The 15,353-nt window shown below is 34.0% G+C and carries 18 protein-coding genes and 2 pseudogenes; 12 read left to right on the forward strand and 8 right to left on the reverse strand.

Translation table 11 applies throughout. The features are described 5' to 3' along the window. Window positions 1-3: 3 nt before the first annotated feature. Window positions 4-318, forward strand: a pseudogene (locus EKQ63_RS12610) (sporulation protein); the annotation flags it as partial. 77 nt (window positions 319-395) lie between these two features. After that, window positions 396-1,031 (forward strand): phosphatase PAP2 family protein, encoded by a 636-nt coding sequence (locus EKQ63_RS12615; RefSeq protein WP_140168531.1) that lies wholly within the window; start codon window positions 396-398, stop codon window positions 1,029-1,031. Here EKQ63_RS12615 and EKQ63_RS12620 read toward each other — a convergent pair. The 3 genes and pseudogenes from EKQ63_RS12620 to EKQ63_RS30685 form a co-directional block, all read right to left on the reverse strand. Beyond that, window positions 1,021-1,902, reverse strand: coding sequence for a cation diffusion facilitator family transporter (locus tag EKQ63_RS12620; RefSeq protein ID WP_000380386.1), 882 nt, complete (start codon window positions 1,900-1,902; stop codon window positions 1,021-1,023). The genes EKQ63_RS12615 and EKQ63_RS12620 overlap by 11 nt on opposite strands. Before the next feature lie 291 nt (window positions 1,903-2,193). Further along, a complete protein-coding gene (locus EKQ63_RS12625; RefSeq protein WP_000658777.1) occupies window positions 2,194-2,508 on the reverse strand; it encodes a thioredoxin family protein in 315 nt (104 codons plus the stop codon). A 225-nt stretch (window positions 2,509-2,733) separates the two neighbouring features. Then, window positions 2,734-2,932 (reverse strand): annotated as a pseudogene (locus EKQ63_RS30685) (site-specific integrase); the annotation flags it as partial. Window positions 2,933-3,209: 277 nt separating this feature from the next. Here EKQ63_RS30685 and EKQ63_RS12635 point away from each other — a divergent pair. Both EKQ63_RS12635 and EKQ63_RS30210 read left to right on the forward strand, forming a co-directional pair. Continuing rightward, window positions 3,210-3,440, forward strand: a complete 231-nt coding sequence (locus EKQ63_RS12635; protein WP_087994822.1) for a hypothetical protein — start codon at window positions 3,210-3,212, stop codon at window positions 3,438-3,440. A 982-nt stretch (window positions 3,441-4,422) separates the two neighbouring features. Further along, on the forward strand, window positions 4,423-4,608 hold the full coding sequence (locus EKQ63_RS30210; RefSeq protein ID WP_087952444.1) for a hypothetical protein: 186 nt from the start codon (window positions 4,423-4,425) through the stop codon (window positions 4,606-4,608). 104 nt (window positions 4,609-4,712) lie between these two features. Here EKQ63_RS30210 and EKQ63_RS12645 read toward each other — a convergent pair whose 3' ends face one another. Continuing rightward, window positions 4,713-4,850: a DUF3956 domain-containing protein gene (locus tag EKQ63_RS12645; RefSeq protein ID WP_000376554.1), complete on the reverse strand. Its 138-nt coding sequence runs from the start codon at window positions 4,848-4,850 to the stop codon at window positions 4,713-4,715. 313 nt (window positions 4,851-5,163) lie between these two features. Here EKQ63_RS12645 and EKQ63_RS12650 point away from each other — a divergent pair, with 313 nt between their 5' ends. Both EKQ63_RS12650 and EKQ63_RS12660 read left to right on the forward strand, forming a co-directional pair. Then, window positions 5,164-5,427 carry a terminase small subunit gene (locus tag EKQ63_RS12650; RefSeq protein WP_223290798.1) on the forward strand — a complete coding sequence of 88 codons (264 nt, stop codon included), beginning with the start codon at window positions 5,164-5,166 and terminating at the stop codon, window positions 5,425-5,427. Window positions 5,428-5,756: 329 nt separating this feature from the next. Next, window positions 5,757-6,110, forward strand: a complete 354-nt coding sequence (locus tag EKQ63_RS12660) for a hypothetical protein (RefSeq protein WP_087952446.1) — start codon at window positions 5,757-5,759, stop codon at window positions 6,108-6,110. A 343-nt stretch (window positions 6,111-6,453) separates the two neighbouring features. On the opposite strand, the gene EKQ63_RS12665 is transcribed toward EKQ63_RS12660, so the two are convergent. After that, a complete protein-coding gene (locus EKQ63_RS12665; protein WP_087994820.1) occupies window positions 6,454-8,454 on the reverse strand; it encodes a beta-propeller fold lactonase family protein in 2,001 nt (666 codons plus the stop codon). A gap of 593 nt (window positions 8,455-9,047) precedes the next feature. On the opposite strand from EKQ63_RS12665, the gene EKQ63_RS12670 reads away from it, so the two are divergent. Continuing rightward, window positions 9,048-9,299, forward strand: a complete 252-nt coding sequence (locus EKQ63_RS12670) for a DUF3947 family protein (RefSeq protein ID WP_087952700.1) — start codon at window positions 9,048-9,050, stop codon at window positions 9,297-9,299. A gap of 138 nt (window positions 9,300-9,437) precedes the next feature. Then, window positions 9,438-9,974 carry a C1q-like domain-containing protein gene (locus EKQ63_RS12675; protein WP_087952448.1) on the forward strand — a complete coding sequence of 179 codons (537 nt, stop codon included), beginning with the start codon at window positions 9,438-9,440 and terminating at the stop codon, window positions 9,972-9,974. A gap of 347 nt (window positions 9,975-10,321) precedes the next feature. Here the strand turns inward: EKQ63_RS12675 and EKQ63_RS30480 are convergent, their stop codons facing one another. Together EKQ63_RS30480 and EKQ63_RS12680 are read right to left on the reverse strand one after the other, a co-directional pair. Further along, complete coding sequence (locus tag EKQ63_RS30480) at window positions 10,322-10,447, reverse strand: hypothetical protein (protein WP_254912630.1); 126 nt, start codon at window positions 10,445-10,447, stop codon at window positions 10,322-10,324. A gap of 439 nt (window positions 10,448-10,886) precedes the next feature. Continuing rightward, window positions 10,887-11,081 (reverse strand): hypothetical protein, encoded by a 195-nt coding sequence (locus EKQ63_RS12680; RefSeq protein WP_000412568.1) that lies wholly within the window; start codon window positions 11,079-11,081, stop codon window positions 10,887-10,889. 274 nt (window positions 11,082-11,355) lie between these two features. Between EKQ63_RS12680 and EKQ63_RS12685 the strand changes: the two genes are divergently transcribed. The 4 genes from EKQ63_RS12685 to EKQ63_RS12700 all read left to right on the forward strand — a co-directional run bounded on the left by EKQ63_RS12685 (window position 11,356) and on the right by EKQ63_RS12700 (window position 14,831). Further along, window positions 11,356-11,946, forward strand: a complete 591-nt coding sequence (locus EKQ63_RS12685) for a hypothetical protein (protein WP_087994819.1) — start codon at window positions 11,356-11,358, stop codon at window positions 11,944-11,946. Between the two features lie 453 nt (window positions 11,947-12,399). Next, the gene (locus tag EKQ63_RS12690; RefSeq protein WP_143881091.1) at window positions 12,400-13,251 is read left to right on the forward strand and encodes a peptidylprolyl isomerase PrsA; all 852 of its coding nucleotides are present in this window, start codon (window positions 12,400-12,402) and stop codon (window positions 13,249-13,251) included. A gap of 492 nt (window positions 13,252-13,743) precedes the next feature. After that, window positions 13,744-13,962 carry a hypothetical protein gene (locus tag EKQ63_RS12695; protein WP_029438172.1) on the forward strand — a complete coding sequence of 73 codons (219 nt, stop codon included), beginning with the start codon at window positions 13,744-13,746 and terminating at the stop codon, window positions 13,960-13,962. Window positions 13,963-14,495: 533 nt separating this feature from the next. Continuing rightward, window positions 14,496-14,831 (forward strand): YolD-like family protein, encoded by a 336-nt coding sequence (locus EKQ63_RS12700; RefSeq protein WP_088326921.1) that lies wholly within the window; start codon window positions 14,496-14,498, stop codon window positions 14,829-14,831. Window positions 14,832-15,048: 217 nt separating this feature from the next. On the opposite strand, the gene gerPF is transcribed toward EKQ63_RS12700, so the two are convergent. Then, a complete protein-coding gene (gene gerPF, locus EKQ63_RS12705) occupies window positions 15,049-15,264 on the reverse strand; it encodes a spore germination protein GerPF (RefSeq protein ID WP_001141565.1) in 216 nt (71 codons plus the stop codon). Between the last annotated feature and the right edge of the window lie 89 nt (window positions 15,265-15,353).

Below are 15,353 nucleotides of genomic sequence, written 5' to 3' on the forward strand. Positions count from 1 at the left end.
GTATTAGGTTTTAAAGCGCGTCATATAGAATGTGAAGAATTACCGTATCGATTACGTAAGCAAATTCCATTCGCACAAGAATTTGAGTTTGTTCCTGTTTCCGGAGAGTATTATGGGAAATTAGATGAACTAGAATTGTTGATCTTGCCAAATGCTTACGATCGTCTAGAGATTATGATGGAAGTAGACAGAAAATCTCGCGGATTAGCAGGTTTATTTGCAGAAGCACTTGATCTTGATGAGAAAGTGATGCGCTTTACAATAACGAATGAAGATATTCCAACGATGAAAGAAACAATTAACAATTATATTTTTTAATAAACTATGCATAAAAAAGAAATGGAGAGGAAAACTAAAACAACCGCTCCATTTTTTTGCATAGTGAGGTTATGTATGTGAAACGATATCGACATTTATACTTGTTAAGTTTTACGCTACTCATTTGTTTTGTCGTATTATCACTTTCGTATCATACCGCTTGTATTGAGAAATTTGACAATATAGTCGCACATTTTATTCAAAGTTTTCGAAACGATTATTTGACAGCCTACTTTAATTGGGTGTCGTTTATCGGTTCCAAAAGAATATATTTTCCGTTACTCATTATTCTTGTAATGTATTTTCTCGTTAGAAAAAAGTTGCTTAGTGCATTACTTCTAACAATTAATTATTATGGATCTCGTTATTTAAACAGTATGCTTAAACAATGGTACGAGCGAGCAAGACCTGATGTGTCGCAGCTTGTTACTGCAACTGGATATAGTTTTCCGAGCGGTCATACGATGAATGCTACTGCTTTTTTAGGATTTATTGCATACGTCACGATTACAGAAGAACGTATTACGTTGCATAAAAAATTGTTGATTATTTTTATAGCGAGCTTTGTTGTATTATCTATTTCAGTTAGCCGAATATATCTTGGCGTTCACTATCCATCTGACATATTAGCAGGATGGGCAGCTGGCGGTAGCTGGCTCGTTTTATGTGTTATATTTCATAAAACGTTCATTAAAAAAGAACCTATGTCATAATAGGTTCTTTTTCCATTGGTTCAACATGAATGTGCGCATGATAAATGCCAAATTTTTTCCGAAGCATTGCCTCGATGTTGTCAGTAATACAGTGACTTTCTCCAACATCCATACGAGCATCTACCTCGATTGTAATATCAACGTACGTTTGATTCCCGTACATACGAGCACGAATATCTACGATGTTTTCTACGCCACCAATATGTTCAATCGCATCAGCGTACTCTTCCATCTTATCTGGATCGATTCCATCCGTTAACATATGAGAAGCTTCTACGAAAATCTCCCATGCAGTTTTACAAATAATAAGACCGACAATTAAAGCAGCAATAGGATCTAAAATAGGCATTTGGAACTGCGAACCGACAATACCTACTACTGTACCAATACTTACGAGGGCATCTGATAAATTATCCTTTGCAGCTGCTTCTAATGATTTACTTCTTGTTCGTGCTGCAATCTTTTTCGTATATAAATACACACAGTACATAACGACAGCAGAAAATAAAGCTACCCATGCAGCAAGTACATTAGGTGCAGCTTGTTTCGGATTTAAAAAAGATTGAATGGCACTAATAACAACTTCTAATCCGACCGTTGCCATAATAAAAGAAGCAACAAGTGATGCAATTTGTTCTGCACGCGAATGCCCATAAGGATGATCTGGATCACGAGGTTTCCGAGAGATTTTTAGACCAATTAATATAGCTAAAGAAGCACCGATATCCGTTAAGTTATTTAAACCGTCAGCACGTAATGCGCTAGAGAGGGTAATATAACTGATGATGATTTTCATAGAGGATAAAAATATGTAGGCCATAATGCTGACAATCGCACCTTTATCAGCTTCTTTATGAGAAAGAGTATCCATTTTAATCACTCACCTTTCTACAAGGAATTTCTTTCTATAAATAGAGTATCAAACGAAAGTCGTGTGGGTCTATACAAACATTGTTGACGTTTTTTAGCTTTTTAAGAAGGGGATAACAAAGTTTCGTGAAGGAAAAATATGTTGTAAAGTGCAAAGTTAGGATATGAACGCGATTTGGATCTATGTATAACAGAAGGGGTAGGAGAAGGGAGTTCAAATATGTACACTTCTGACAGCTGATTTGGAAAAAATAAAAACCCTCTAGAAAATATTTTTCAGAGGGTTTTCATCTTAGTATGCTTCTAAAAACTCAGTAACTTGCTCTTCAGTTTTTGCATTAGCACTATGTAAGTGGCCTAGCTTCTCGCCATTTTGATATACAAGTAAACTTGGAATACCCATTACTTGATACTCTTCAGCGATACTTGGGAACTCATCTTTATTAATAGAATACCATTCAAATTTATTGAACTCTTCCATCACATCTCCGATAAAGTTGTCCATACGTACGCAATCTGGGCACCATGTAGTAAAGAACTTAACAACTACTGGCTCCTCGCTTGCGATGATGTCTTTGAATTCCTGTTCTGATTTGATTTCTTTCATGTTTTTGACTCCTCTCAATGTCAATCGGATATGCTAGTATTTTTATGCAAAATCCGTAATTGCAAACATATTGCAAACAATAGTTTTGATGAAATAGATTGTTTGCAATATCTTCGACTGCTTCTATGTCCTGATCATTCATTTGTGATTTTTGGATATACACCTTAAATCCTAGTAACGAATATTAGGAACCTCACTTTTCTTTATAAGCTTTTTCATGAGCTATGTCAAACTTCTGAAATTACATGGGTTACCGTTATATGGCGGACAAACCAAACCGTAGTTGTTATAGCCTTCAACCATATCGCTCTTTTTCCTCAGAAATTTTTTGCAGATGGTCATTTAATGCCATTAAAGTAATGTCAGGCAAAACCAGCAATCTATTTCCTATAGATGTTTTAGGTTTATGAAGTTTTTTTGTGATATGAGAGAGGGAACGATTAATAGATAAAGTTCTTCCTTCAAAATCAATATCCTTCCATTACTATCAAATCATTGATTAGCGGTATCGCCATGATTTGCCGATTTTATACAGCTCAAATGAAGATGATGAGTGTTCACTTGAAACGTATATTGATGGGGAAGATCACGATGAAATTGACAAGTCCATAAAATACCAACTCATCGATTACGCACTAGACACAAGAAATGAAAAACTGATCCGTAAGTTGATTGCTAATTAAGGGGGAGGTGAAAGGCTAGTGGTCCTTTACAAATTCAAACTCACTACCATTTTCGAACAATGGCCGAATGAAGAATATGTGGTAGCGGAAACTGAAGGAAAGGCAAGATTCCTGTATTGGCAAAAGTTCAGAACAAAGTTTCTAATAATGCCGATGGCTGAATTCATGAAGTTTGTAACGTGCGAGAACGAAGGTGTTTTTGATAGTAAGCGAATGTATAGCGTAGAACAAGCGTTTAAGAAAATGTAATTGGCATGTGGGGTAAATTGTTGGAAACTGGAAAACTAATCTATTCGTTTTGTTCGATGGGGAAATTGAGAAGCATAATTGCCATCCTTATTGGGAAATTGCTTACTACAATGATGAGGGGAACGTGGTTCGAAGCTACCAGAAGGGAGAGTATGCGATATAAGAAAAAGAGGACTAGCAGTCGTACCTGCCGTCCTTTAGTAGGAGAAAAGTATTCTTGGTTAAAACTACGAATAAACAGAAAATCTGTTTGTAATTAGTTTTAACCTAAATGTACGTGTCTATACAAAAAAGGGATAAGTAAAAATACTTATCCCCAGGAAGGGAAATCCCAAGCACCAAAATGGCTCGTATTGGTCTACAGGTTCAAAAGTAGTATATGTAAAACGAAAAAATCTCATACAAAAAGCAGACAACGAATTTGGTTGTCTGCCAGTGAGTCGAATGAGTTAGCTAATTGTGATAAATTGCATTCCCATTGCGAGAAGAGTGAAGCTGCTAGTTCAAACAGCTTGTTGGTATTATTTTTGATATTTAAAAAAATATACACAGAAAGCAGATAAGTGAAGAACCTATCTACTTCTGGTGTAACAAAAGAAAGAAGTATTAGCCGTGGGGCGGCTTGAAAATAGTATGTATTTTTATTTAAAAATTATTCAAGGGGTGAAGACACATGGAATATTTGATAAACGGTGTCTATGAAATTACTCAGTTAATCAATAAAGAAAAAGAGTAAATATAACAACCATTGATTTAGTTTCATTTAGGAGATAGGAATGATGATAATGATTAAACCAATATCTGTGATCTGGTGGGTGTTTTGTTTGTTGTTAAGGAAAGATAAGGAGGTAGACTAGCAATTTGAAGAATAAATAGGAATATTATTAGTTTAAAACACCAAACATAGGCTAGTAAACAAGCTGTTTCCCCTTTTATTCATAGAATATAATGAATTCTATTTATAGAGGAGGTAATCATATTTATGGGATGGAATAATAATTTTCGAGATTGTGATAGATTTTGGGATGATTTAATGTTCGGCAGATGCAGACACAGAGATTGTGATGACAGTCGTTGTAGACGTGATCGTGACTGCGATTGTGATGAGTGTCGTCGCAGACGTAATCATGAACGTGATCATGATCATGATGATCGTCGAAATTGGTAAATTCCTTGGAAAGAGTGCTTTTAAGAAAAGCGCTCTTTTTTGTTCAGGGATAATAGGGAAAATAAAAAAAGAGAGCTAATGCTCTCTTTTTTTGGATGTGGTAATTAATCACAAATTGGTATTCCAAGTACTCTTAGAGCCAATGCTACTTGAAGCGAAATCTCTAATCTAGCAATTTCGATACCAGCTACTGAAAGAACTAAAAAAGGTTGTCCATTTACAAACACAACGCAACTATCCATGGTTACGCCTCCTTTCTAGCAATCTACTATAGTATATGAACGGATTATTAATATGTAATAGTTGAATTAATTGATTAGTCCATTTAAACAAAACAAAACAAAAGATCTAGAGAAAGAGAAAAATTAAAAAAGATTTATTATTGTTGAATTAAGAATTCAAATTACTGAACTGCAACGACTGATTAATGAATTAACACGAAGAGTAATTATGATTAGAAAGGAATTAGTAATGTAAGTTGATACAAATCATGTTCAAGAAATAGTCAAACAATCTATGGTAATTAAAAAGATTAACGACAATAAATCGGTAGGGATGGATTGTAAAGTTGGGTATGTAAAGAGAAGCCCACATAGTACGAGTAGCCGTTTACTCAGAAGAGTCCGTATAGCATCTTATATTTGGGAGATTAAATCTGAAATGGTTGAAAATGTATTTAGGGAAGCGATAGATGTAAGGAATGAGAAAATTAAGATTGCTTTTGCAAATACGAAAAAAGGTCCTGTTGTTTCCAACAGGACCTTTCCTAAAATGGCAAAGAGTAACTCTTACCTTACTCTTCTCGTATATAATACATGAAAAAGATAGATGTGTATACAACAAGAAATTCCAATGTAATTATTCGAATATAGTGTTTAAAAATAAAGGAGTGGAATTTAAAATAAGGAATTAAATTACAAACGTTGATTTATCAATTGGTTTGAATGTTTTTCTATCAACTTGTAGTAAATAAAGTGATATTGAGATAATAAGATATGTAATTTTGCATACCGGATTGTCAAGCTGAATAAGGGGGGAAATGATACGGAAGTTGAAGGAGAGTAATACTGAAATTTCATTTGCCTGTTTACTGTGTGAAATAAATTCATTTGAATAGAAGCAAAAATAGAGGTTTGCCTTAGACATTTATGAAGGTTAAGAATATTTATAAAGAAAGGAGTAAATACACAGGTCCGATTTTTGTAATGATGGAGGGAATTGATGTGGACATAACTCAAAGTATGGCGCGAATAGTGGTTAATGGGAAAGATCTTCCGTTTAATTTAGTTAGAACTTCTGTATGGAATCAAGGGCCTGTAAATGATTTAATTGTTTCAACAAACCAAAGAGTCGAAGAGTTTTATCAATTCATGTGGTCACAAGTGCCAATTACACTTGCGATGTATTTTCTTCAAGGAGCGGACTTAATGAGGTTTGCTAGAATTATTGGGATTAATCAAAGTGTAACGGGAGAATATATATATCATTTTTCTTGGGGATAAAACGAATATAATGTAGCATAACAGCTGCTTTTTTATTTTGTGAAATTTTATAGGGTGGTCAATAGGAGGTTATGAAAATAAGGTTAGAGCGTGATATAGATAATTTGTGAATCTATTTAAGCTCGTAAAGATACTCGGTTACTTCTTTTAATACAATGGGTTTTACAAACAAATGTATAGAAGTATACATGAGATAATATGAAATGAGACGAATAATATCCTCTTCATGTATATTACGATTAAAACGAAATACGTAGAGGGGGCGGCTATAAATATGAAATTTTTAAGGAGCACAAAAAATAAAAAACAGAGAGACATATTTTTTGTCCCTCTGTTTTTTATATTATTCACAAATAGTTCCGGTTGCTATACCAGTTGGGGCAACACCTACTGGAACCGTATCTATAACCGTATTTGTAGCAGTATTGATAACAGAAACAGTATTACTACCTTGGTTTGTAACGTATGCGAGAGTGCCGTCTGGTATGATCGTTACTTGATCCGGCGATAAAGCAACAGGAATTGTATCGATTACAGTATTTGTCGCCACGCTTATTACTGATACATTATTACTTACTTTATTTACAACGTAAATACGAGTGCCATCTGGTGTAATATCTATACCAACCGGTTCAGAACCTACGCTAATTGTATTAACAACGGAATTCGTAGTGGTGTCAATAACAGAAACAGTATTGCTATTCTGATTTGTGACATAGGCACGAGTGCCATCTAGTGTAAAGACGATTATTCTAGGACGAATGCCAACAGGAATGGTAGCGCTAACTGTATTCGTAGCGGTATCAATAACAGAAATATTGTTGCTTAATTCGTTTGCAACATATGCAAAGGCTCCATTTGGAGAAACAGTGATTCCTTGCGGAGCGTTGCCAACAGGAATGGTATCAATGACAGTGTTAGTACCAGCATTAATAACAGAAACGGTATTATTACCATGATTTCCAACATAAACAGTTGTGTTATTTGGAGAAACAGCTACACCGATTGGATTAGATCCAACAGGGATGGTAGCAATAACTGTATTCGTAGCCGTATTAATAACAGAAACGGTATTAGAAAAAATATTAGTAACATAAGCGCGAGTCCCATTTGGAGAAACGGTTACTTCGAGAGGTGCATTACCTACAGTGATTGTAGCAACAACTGTATTTGTTCCGGTGTTAATTACAGATACTGTATCATTTGTTGGATCATCTATGGCTCCTGCGTTTGTAACATAAACAAGGAAATTACATGCAGGTCCAGTCGGTCCGGTTGGCCCAGTCGGCCCAGTCGGTCCAGTCGGCCCCGGTGGACATTCACAATCTCCAGTCGGTCCAGGTGGTCCTTCTGGCCCTTGAATCCCTTGCACCCCTTGAGGTCCAGTCGGCCCTGGTAGTCCTTCCGGTCCTTGCATTCCTTGCACCCCTTGAGGTCCAGTTGGCCCTTCGAGTCCTTCTGGCCCTTGAAGCCCTTGGATACCTTGAGGTCCAGTTGGTCCTTCTGGTCCCTCCGGCCCTTGAATTCCTTGTACCCCCTGAGGTCCAGTCGGCCCTGGTGGTCCAGGAACTCCCATTCCGGTCCCGGATCCAGTTGGCCCTGGTGGTCCCGGTGGTCCTTGAATACCTTGCACACCTTGGGGCCCAGTCGGTCCCGGTGGTCCTTCTGGCCCTTGAAGCCCTTCCACGCCTTGAGGACCAGTCGCTCCTGCAAGTCCTTCCGGCCCTTGAAGCCCTTGTACACCTTGAGGACCAGTCGCTCCTTCTGGTCCTTCTGGCCCTTGAATACCTTGGACACCTTGAGGTCCAGTCGCTCCTTTAGGTCCTGGAAATCCTCTAGGTCCAGTCGCGCCAGTAGGACCGGGTATTCCGGTAATATTTAATAGAGAACTATTCAATATTCCTTGCAAAATTAAGTTAAATGTTTGTTGTAACAATGGGTCCGATATATTGGAACAACTAATGAGCGAAGATAAATTTTGGAATAGAAATTGAAATAACGCAGAGATTTGAGTAAGCGATGCAGTAGGTAAGGAATTAATTAATTGAGTTATAGTTCGTATAACTAAATTTCTATTTGGAGTATTTGGTTGCACTGTAATAATTAAATCGTTTAATGCCTGTAATGCAGATTGGAGTATTTGTATAGTTGTCGGATTTGGCGTGGTAAAGAAAGAAAGGATTGCTTGGTTTAATTGGTTAATTAGGGACAATAATTCTTGTTGCTGAGAAAATGAGAAAAAAACAGGTGTACAACAATTACTTTGATTGCAAGAGGATATAGAAATAAAACAGGGGAATTGGAACTTTTTGCACGGGTCGTTTGAGTTTTGATTATTTTTCATAATTACCTCCTTTTAAAAAATTTAAATAGTAAGTACATGTAATGATCAATATTTGTTTCTAGATGTAAAGTGTTTATGAGTATATGTTATATGTGATATACCCAAGAATGTTTTGTAAAAGTATATGTAAACAAAATGAAGGTGTTCTTATGAGATTAGTATTATTGTAAAGATTTGGTGATAATTATAAGCTTAATTAAGTTAGGGTCTAATGGAGTTCCATTTAGAATTTTATCCCGCTTTAATGGGCAGTAAGACCCCCACCTCAAAATTCAGCGAAAGCAAAGAATTTAGGTGGGGAATCAACTGTCCATTAAAGTCCGATTGGTTCAACTAATAATCAGTGGGGGATGAAGAAAACCCCACTGATTAAAGTTTTACTTTATGTAAGGTTATTCCTTTTTTTATTCTGCTTTAAAAATTCAATCACGTTTAATAATTGAAACGAGTAAGTGAAATATGAAATTGAAGCGACTAAAAGAAAAAATGAAATGAGAAACCTAATAAAAGCTAATGTACTAGTTTTCAGCACTTCCTAAAAAAAGAATCATACTATGGTTTGTAATAGCTTATATGGAAGTGAGTTGAAAATAATGTTTTATTCATATTTTGCTAATCAAGCTAGTATGCGACCAGCGTATGGTACATCAATCACGTTTAGCGGAGCACAAAGTACGGTTCAAGCTGTTCAACAAGCGTTACAAATGCAACAACAAATGCAAATGCAGCAACAAGGTATCGAGCCGTATTATTCATCTATGGAATATTTTTATCCAGTGCAACCTATTACACCATATGGAAGTCCTTTTCTTACCATCCCATATGGAACTGTATTTAATTTATAAGGAGAGAGAAATAGAATTGTGTATAAAAATAAGGGTGTAAGTATAGGGCACCCTTATTAGAAAAGATTTTAGCTCGTCCAAACATTACGAGTCCCTCTTACATAATATGTAGGAATAAGCATGAAAGGGGGAACTAGTATGTCTTGCTACAACTATTGTAAGTATTGTAAAGAGTATAAAAAGAAACAGCATGACTGTTGTAAGAACACTAGTAAGTGTAATGAAAACAAGGATAAGCTTGTTAGGGCATCAGCATTTAGAGCTAGAAATACGGTGGATCAAACGGTTCCTGCCAATACTTTTGTAAAGGTATTATTCCAGGATGAACAATTTGATTTAGCAAATGAGTATAATCCAGCAACATCTATTTTTATTCCGAAGACTAGAGGGGTTTACTCTATTATTGGCACGATTGGTTTTTTTCCAAATGATTTTAATTTAAATTATAGGGCTCGTGTAGAAATTCGTGTGAATGGAAACGCAGCAATAGCTATAGATAATGACTTTTTTGGTCCAATAGGTTTTGGAAATGTAGTAAGTGTTTCGACGATTATTCAATTGCATGAAGGAGATCAAGTTGAGGTTTATGCACAAAGTAGCATAGACGGAGTTTTAAGTACTTCGGAAGACGGCTCACATTTTGAAGCAGCAAGATTCCCTTCTCCAATTAAATAACGAAGAGAATAAAATACTTTTCAGTAGGTCTAGTTAATCCCCTGTACCGAATGGTGGGGGGATTATTATTGTTTTTTAAAATATATAAGTAAATTGATTAAAAATAGTTTGTTTCATGAAAATTTCACATGCTAAAGATGTAATGATGAAAGGTAAAGTTTTAAAATTATTTTTTACAGTTTTGATGTTGAAAGGGCTATCTTATTTTAAGTATTAGATCTTCTGCAGGTAATAAAAAGAGTAAGTACCAAGGTTGTAAAAGTTCTTTGGCGTTACATTTGCTAGTTGCCTAACGGTATAAAAAGACATCTTAATTTATGTCCGTATAATTACAGGCTTTTTCATTACTATATAGAAATTACATATTTAACATCGGTTTGTGCAGGTATTGCTATTGATAACATTAAGAACAGTACACTATATAAAAATAAAATAAATCCTAAGATGAGTAGTATCGGATGAAACTTGAACATATTTAACCTCCTTGAGTATATAAAGAATGTTAATACATCTTTGGTCCATTTAGAAGGAAAATATATTAGGTGAATGGTGCTTGAATGGATATAGAAATTTAACAGAGTAGTGAATGTATAATAAATAAAGGAGTATTGTGAGGGAAACCTTGACTAGATTGTTTATAAAAGGCAGGTCAATTTACCCCATGTGAAATATAAAAGTTATCAGGTTTATATTTCACGTGGGGTAAATAAAAAAAGAGCATACATAAAAAGTATGCTCTAAAGAAAGATAGGTTTTATGAGTGGATAATCTCCATACGATAATATATGCTCTGCTAATAAAAACGTGTAAAAAATCAATAGATTATCAATGGAATATCATGAAATGAGTAATTTTAGTCTATTAATAAGGTTGTGTAGTTAACCAAATTGTAAGGATTTTGTATAGAATGGATTAACAGCTCGATAATGATCGTACTTCAGTTTCATATTTCGTATAGTTTGGATATTGTGTAATAGTTTGACATTTAGGTGTGGAAAGTTGATTAATTATAGAAACATTTGTAATTACTTCGTTACAAGGACCGAAAAATGTAACTTTTAATTTTGAATTTGGTGGGACTTTGAAAACAATAGGTTTTTTCTCCATGAAATCAGCTCCTATGATGCAGTATTGTATACTGTGTTTTTTCGTTCGTATTATAAAGACGTACTAATATAATATGAACTTTTAGTTGAGTTGATAATGATATGGAGTTTTATGGCATGGTAAAAATGTGGAAAAAGAGTACAGACTAAGAATGTTTTATGAAATGTTTAAATAATATAATATATAAAAGTGAAAAATAAGTAATCTATCTAATACACTTTTTTCCTTGCTACATATCATAATAGTAAGAATTGTATTAGGAGGTAATGAAAGAGTGCAAGAAAATGCACGAGCTCAGCTTTCACCGCCGTGGATCACATATTTCAATGAGTTAAAAAATTCAATTGGTGCTGATCCAACTGTTACAGTTGGTCCGTTGATTCCAGTTGGCGGGAATTATATTATTTTAGTGCACGCGTTAAGTGATGAAAAAGCGAGAGCGTTAGCAACGCTCCTAAAATCTTTTGTAGAATTTGGGAATGTAAGTGTAACAGTTATTGTCACTAATAAGGAAAATGACATTGTAAATCCATTTCCATGTCCTCTAGATGCATTTGAAATTGCCCATTTATTTCAAGTGGCGTTAGAAAATAATCCTTATTTTGAACAAGTTGTTGTACAACCACAGCTCCCTGGTGGGTCAAATGTTGTCTTTCCAGTTTTTGCTGCGCAAGTGATTCAATTTTTTAATGATGATATTTCAAATTTATGTCAAACATTTACTGGTGTTGCTGCAAATGTATTTCATGATGTAATGAACGATGACGTTTGTGGTATCCCAATATTATTCTCCACAAGCTGTGTTTCGAGCAGGGAAAGTGCACAATTACAAAATACAGATTTAACACCAAAACTGTTTTATTAAATTGTGAGAAGACATTTTCATTAATAGGAAATGTCTTTTTCGTATGCATTAACGTTACTTTGTAGAGTTATTGCGGGCGATAAACGAGGCTTCCACTGATAAAATTGTTACTGAATCTTATATAGAGTGTAAAGATAGTATTTTTGAATTGAAATATAAAAGAAATGAGAGATAAATTGTTTTTGTTAATATAGAATAATCACAAAAAACACAGTAAATTAGCGTTCATACATATGTTTCATCGTATAAAGAAGATTAATTACAAAAAACGAAGATTAGTAGTAATAGAGAAAATAATTCTAGTATTAGTGCAAAAGATAGATTGATTAACTAATGTTATATACTGGCACATAGTTTTTTCACATGAAATGAATTACATGTAGAAAACACATTGTATACACAACAACACTGTATAGTTATTCTTATATAATAATAAAAGTGAGGTATTTTGAATTGAAAAAGAAGAAGCTATTTTTAGGAACGATTATTTCATGCGTAGTACTGGCATTATCTGCATGTGGTTCCTCGGGTAACGTAGTAACATCAAAAGTAGGAAATGTTACAGAGAAAGAGTTAAGTAAAGAGTTAAGACAAAAATATGGGGAGAGTACTTTATATCAAATGGTGTTAAGTAAGGCATTGCTAGATAAATATAAAGTTTCAGATGAAGAAGCAAAAAAACAAGTAGAAGAAGCAAAAGATAAAATGGGCGACAATTTCAAATCGACTCTAGAGCAAGTTGGATTGAAAAATGAAGATGAATTAAAAGAAAAAATGAAGCCAGAAATTGCATTTGAAAAAGCGATTAAAGCTACTGTCACAGAAAAAGATGTCAAAGATAACTATAAGCCAGAACTGAAAGTAAGTCACATTTTAGTGAAAGATGAAAAGACTGCTAAAGAAGTGAAAGAGAAAGTAAATAATGGTGAAGACTTTGCGGCTTTAGCGAAGCAATACTCAGAGGATACTGGTTCAAAAGAACAAGGCGGAGAAATAGCTGGTTTTGCACCAGGGAAAACGGTGAAAGAATTTGAGGAAGCTGCATATAAATTAGATGCAGGACAAGTAAGTGATCCGGTAAAAACAACTTATGGTTACCATATTATTAAAGTGACAGATAAAAAAGAATTGAAGCCATTTGATGAAGTGAAAGATGATATTCGTAAAGATTTAGAACAGCAAAGACTACAAGATACGACAGGTAAATGGAAGCAACAAGTAGTCAATGATTTATTAAAAGATGCTGATATCAAGGTGAACGATAAAGACTGTAAAAAGACATTTGAATTTTTAGAAAAGAAATAATGACTGTAATTAGAAAAGGGAACCTTTATAGGTTCACTTTTCTAATTAGTGTGTGAGTTATAAATAGATAGTAAGACAATACAATATTACATTTAAATATTAAGAATTACAATGGGAATTTATGTAATTGTTTTGAAGTAGGTTAATCATCACTTCATAGAATGTTGATATTATAATGTTTTGTTTCATCTCATTAAAAATAAAACGAATTAATTAATTTTAGCCCATTATTTGTAGGTAGTAAGATTTGTGTGAGCTAATTATTAGTCAGTAATGAACAAAGCTTGAGTGGATTAAAGTTTCACTTTATAGAAGTGGATAAACATAATTTGCAGAATGAAACATACAATAAGATTGAAATATATTGACGCTAAATGAAGTGAAAAGCAGAGCATTCTATTAAGATGGATGTTCTTTTTAGTATGAAATTTTAAGGAATACTCTTAAATGAATTATTGAATAGATAAATAAATTATATAGGGGGGAGAAAATGTGAAAGTAATTTTTCAAAGAGAAGACGGAGGGAAAATTTTTGAATCGTATGATGAAGATATAAATAACCTATTAGCTATTTTAAAAGAAACGAAAGGGATTAAGATCGGAATGGTTGACTATGAAGTATTAAAATACGAATTAGAGTATTTTCGAAACCCGAAAAAAGCAGTAACAGAGAGGGAGTTACATATAATAGTACAACCAAAATATATTTAATAATAAAGATCAATTATTTATTAGTGTTATAAAGTATGTACGAAAAGAGAGTGTTTACACTGCTCTCTTTTCTTAGGAATTTATAAGGAACGAATTGTAGTCCGTTATAAACCCTCTAAATTTTGTGAGTTCGTTCTTTATAATATACGCTTTCATTTATAGATGGTTAATAAACTCGAAAAAATTAAAATTTTTTAGTTGATTTTTTCACTTCCTATTAAGTGGGAAGTGAAAAGATTATTTGATGAAGAAAAAATAAATGTCTTCTCAAAAGAACATAGGTTCGTGTATAATTAGAACGAACGTTCTTTCCGTGTAGATATTATAAAATTTAGAAATAAAGTGAAACTGTAATTAGCGGGTGTTTACGGGGAGTTGATTTTCGACTTACTTTCCTTGTATGTCTTGAATTTTGAGGGGGGAGAATTCCTACCTGTTCATCCGGGAGAAATATGAGCCGAGCAATTGTTAAAGAATAATCGAAGCGCAATATGTTTGAAATAGAATGGATAAATGATCGAGGAGATAGAGAAATGAATGATGTAAAGATGCAAGAAGCAAAAAGAGAATGGGTTCCATTTACAGTAATATCGGAACAGTTATTAAGTATGCGAAAGGTCATTGGAGAGAAATTTAAAGTACAAAAACCACTCTTAACAAAAGAAGCAAAAGAGAGGATTTTTGATAGATTATTAATGTCATTATTGTCTGAGAAAGAAATATTGGTGACATATTTTGAAGGTGGGTACATACTTACAAGCTATATGACAGTTGTACATATAAATCCGCTAAAGCGCATTGTAATGTGTACTGACGCGTTTTATAAAACTTACGTATTTAATACTACGGATATTATTGAAATAACGTAAAGTAAGCTAAAATTTAACTTTTAGCTTACTTTACGTTATGTTAGATGTGGAACAGAAAAAATGAAACGAAAAAGCAGCTAGCTTCATACTAGCTGCTAAGCCCCAGGGAAAGGGAGAAAAAGATAGGGTACTCCAAAAATCAACATTAGCTGTGTAACAGCCTGATTATAGTATAGACAAATTTAAAATTCCTAAACAGAACGATGAAAAAATAGGACTAGGCTGTACCAACTTGGTTTTGATCTGCAAGGTCAGAGTCAAACGTATTAGTCGCGCTAACACCATTAAAAGTATTAACAACAAAACCAACATTTGAAGCGCCAGATCCATTATAGGCCTTCGTATTTTCTTTCGGAGAAACGTTGTAGAAATCACCTAAGTTAAATGAACCGTTACTATTTTGTACAACTAAATTCCCTACAACTGAGGGCATAGTTTTCACCCACTTTACAATAATTTGTTAACACCAATATATGGTGTTATAGTCCAAATGGTTCATGTAACAAGAATTGTGGAATAGTA

Source organism: Bacillus sp. BD59S, assembly GCF_007363175.1.
Taxonomy (GTDB): domain Bacteria; phylum Bacillota; class Bacilli; order Bacillales; family Bacillaceae_G; genus Bacillus_A; species Bacillus_A pacificus.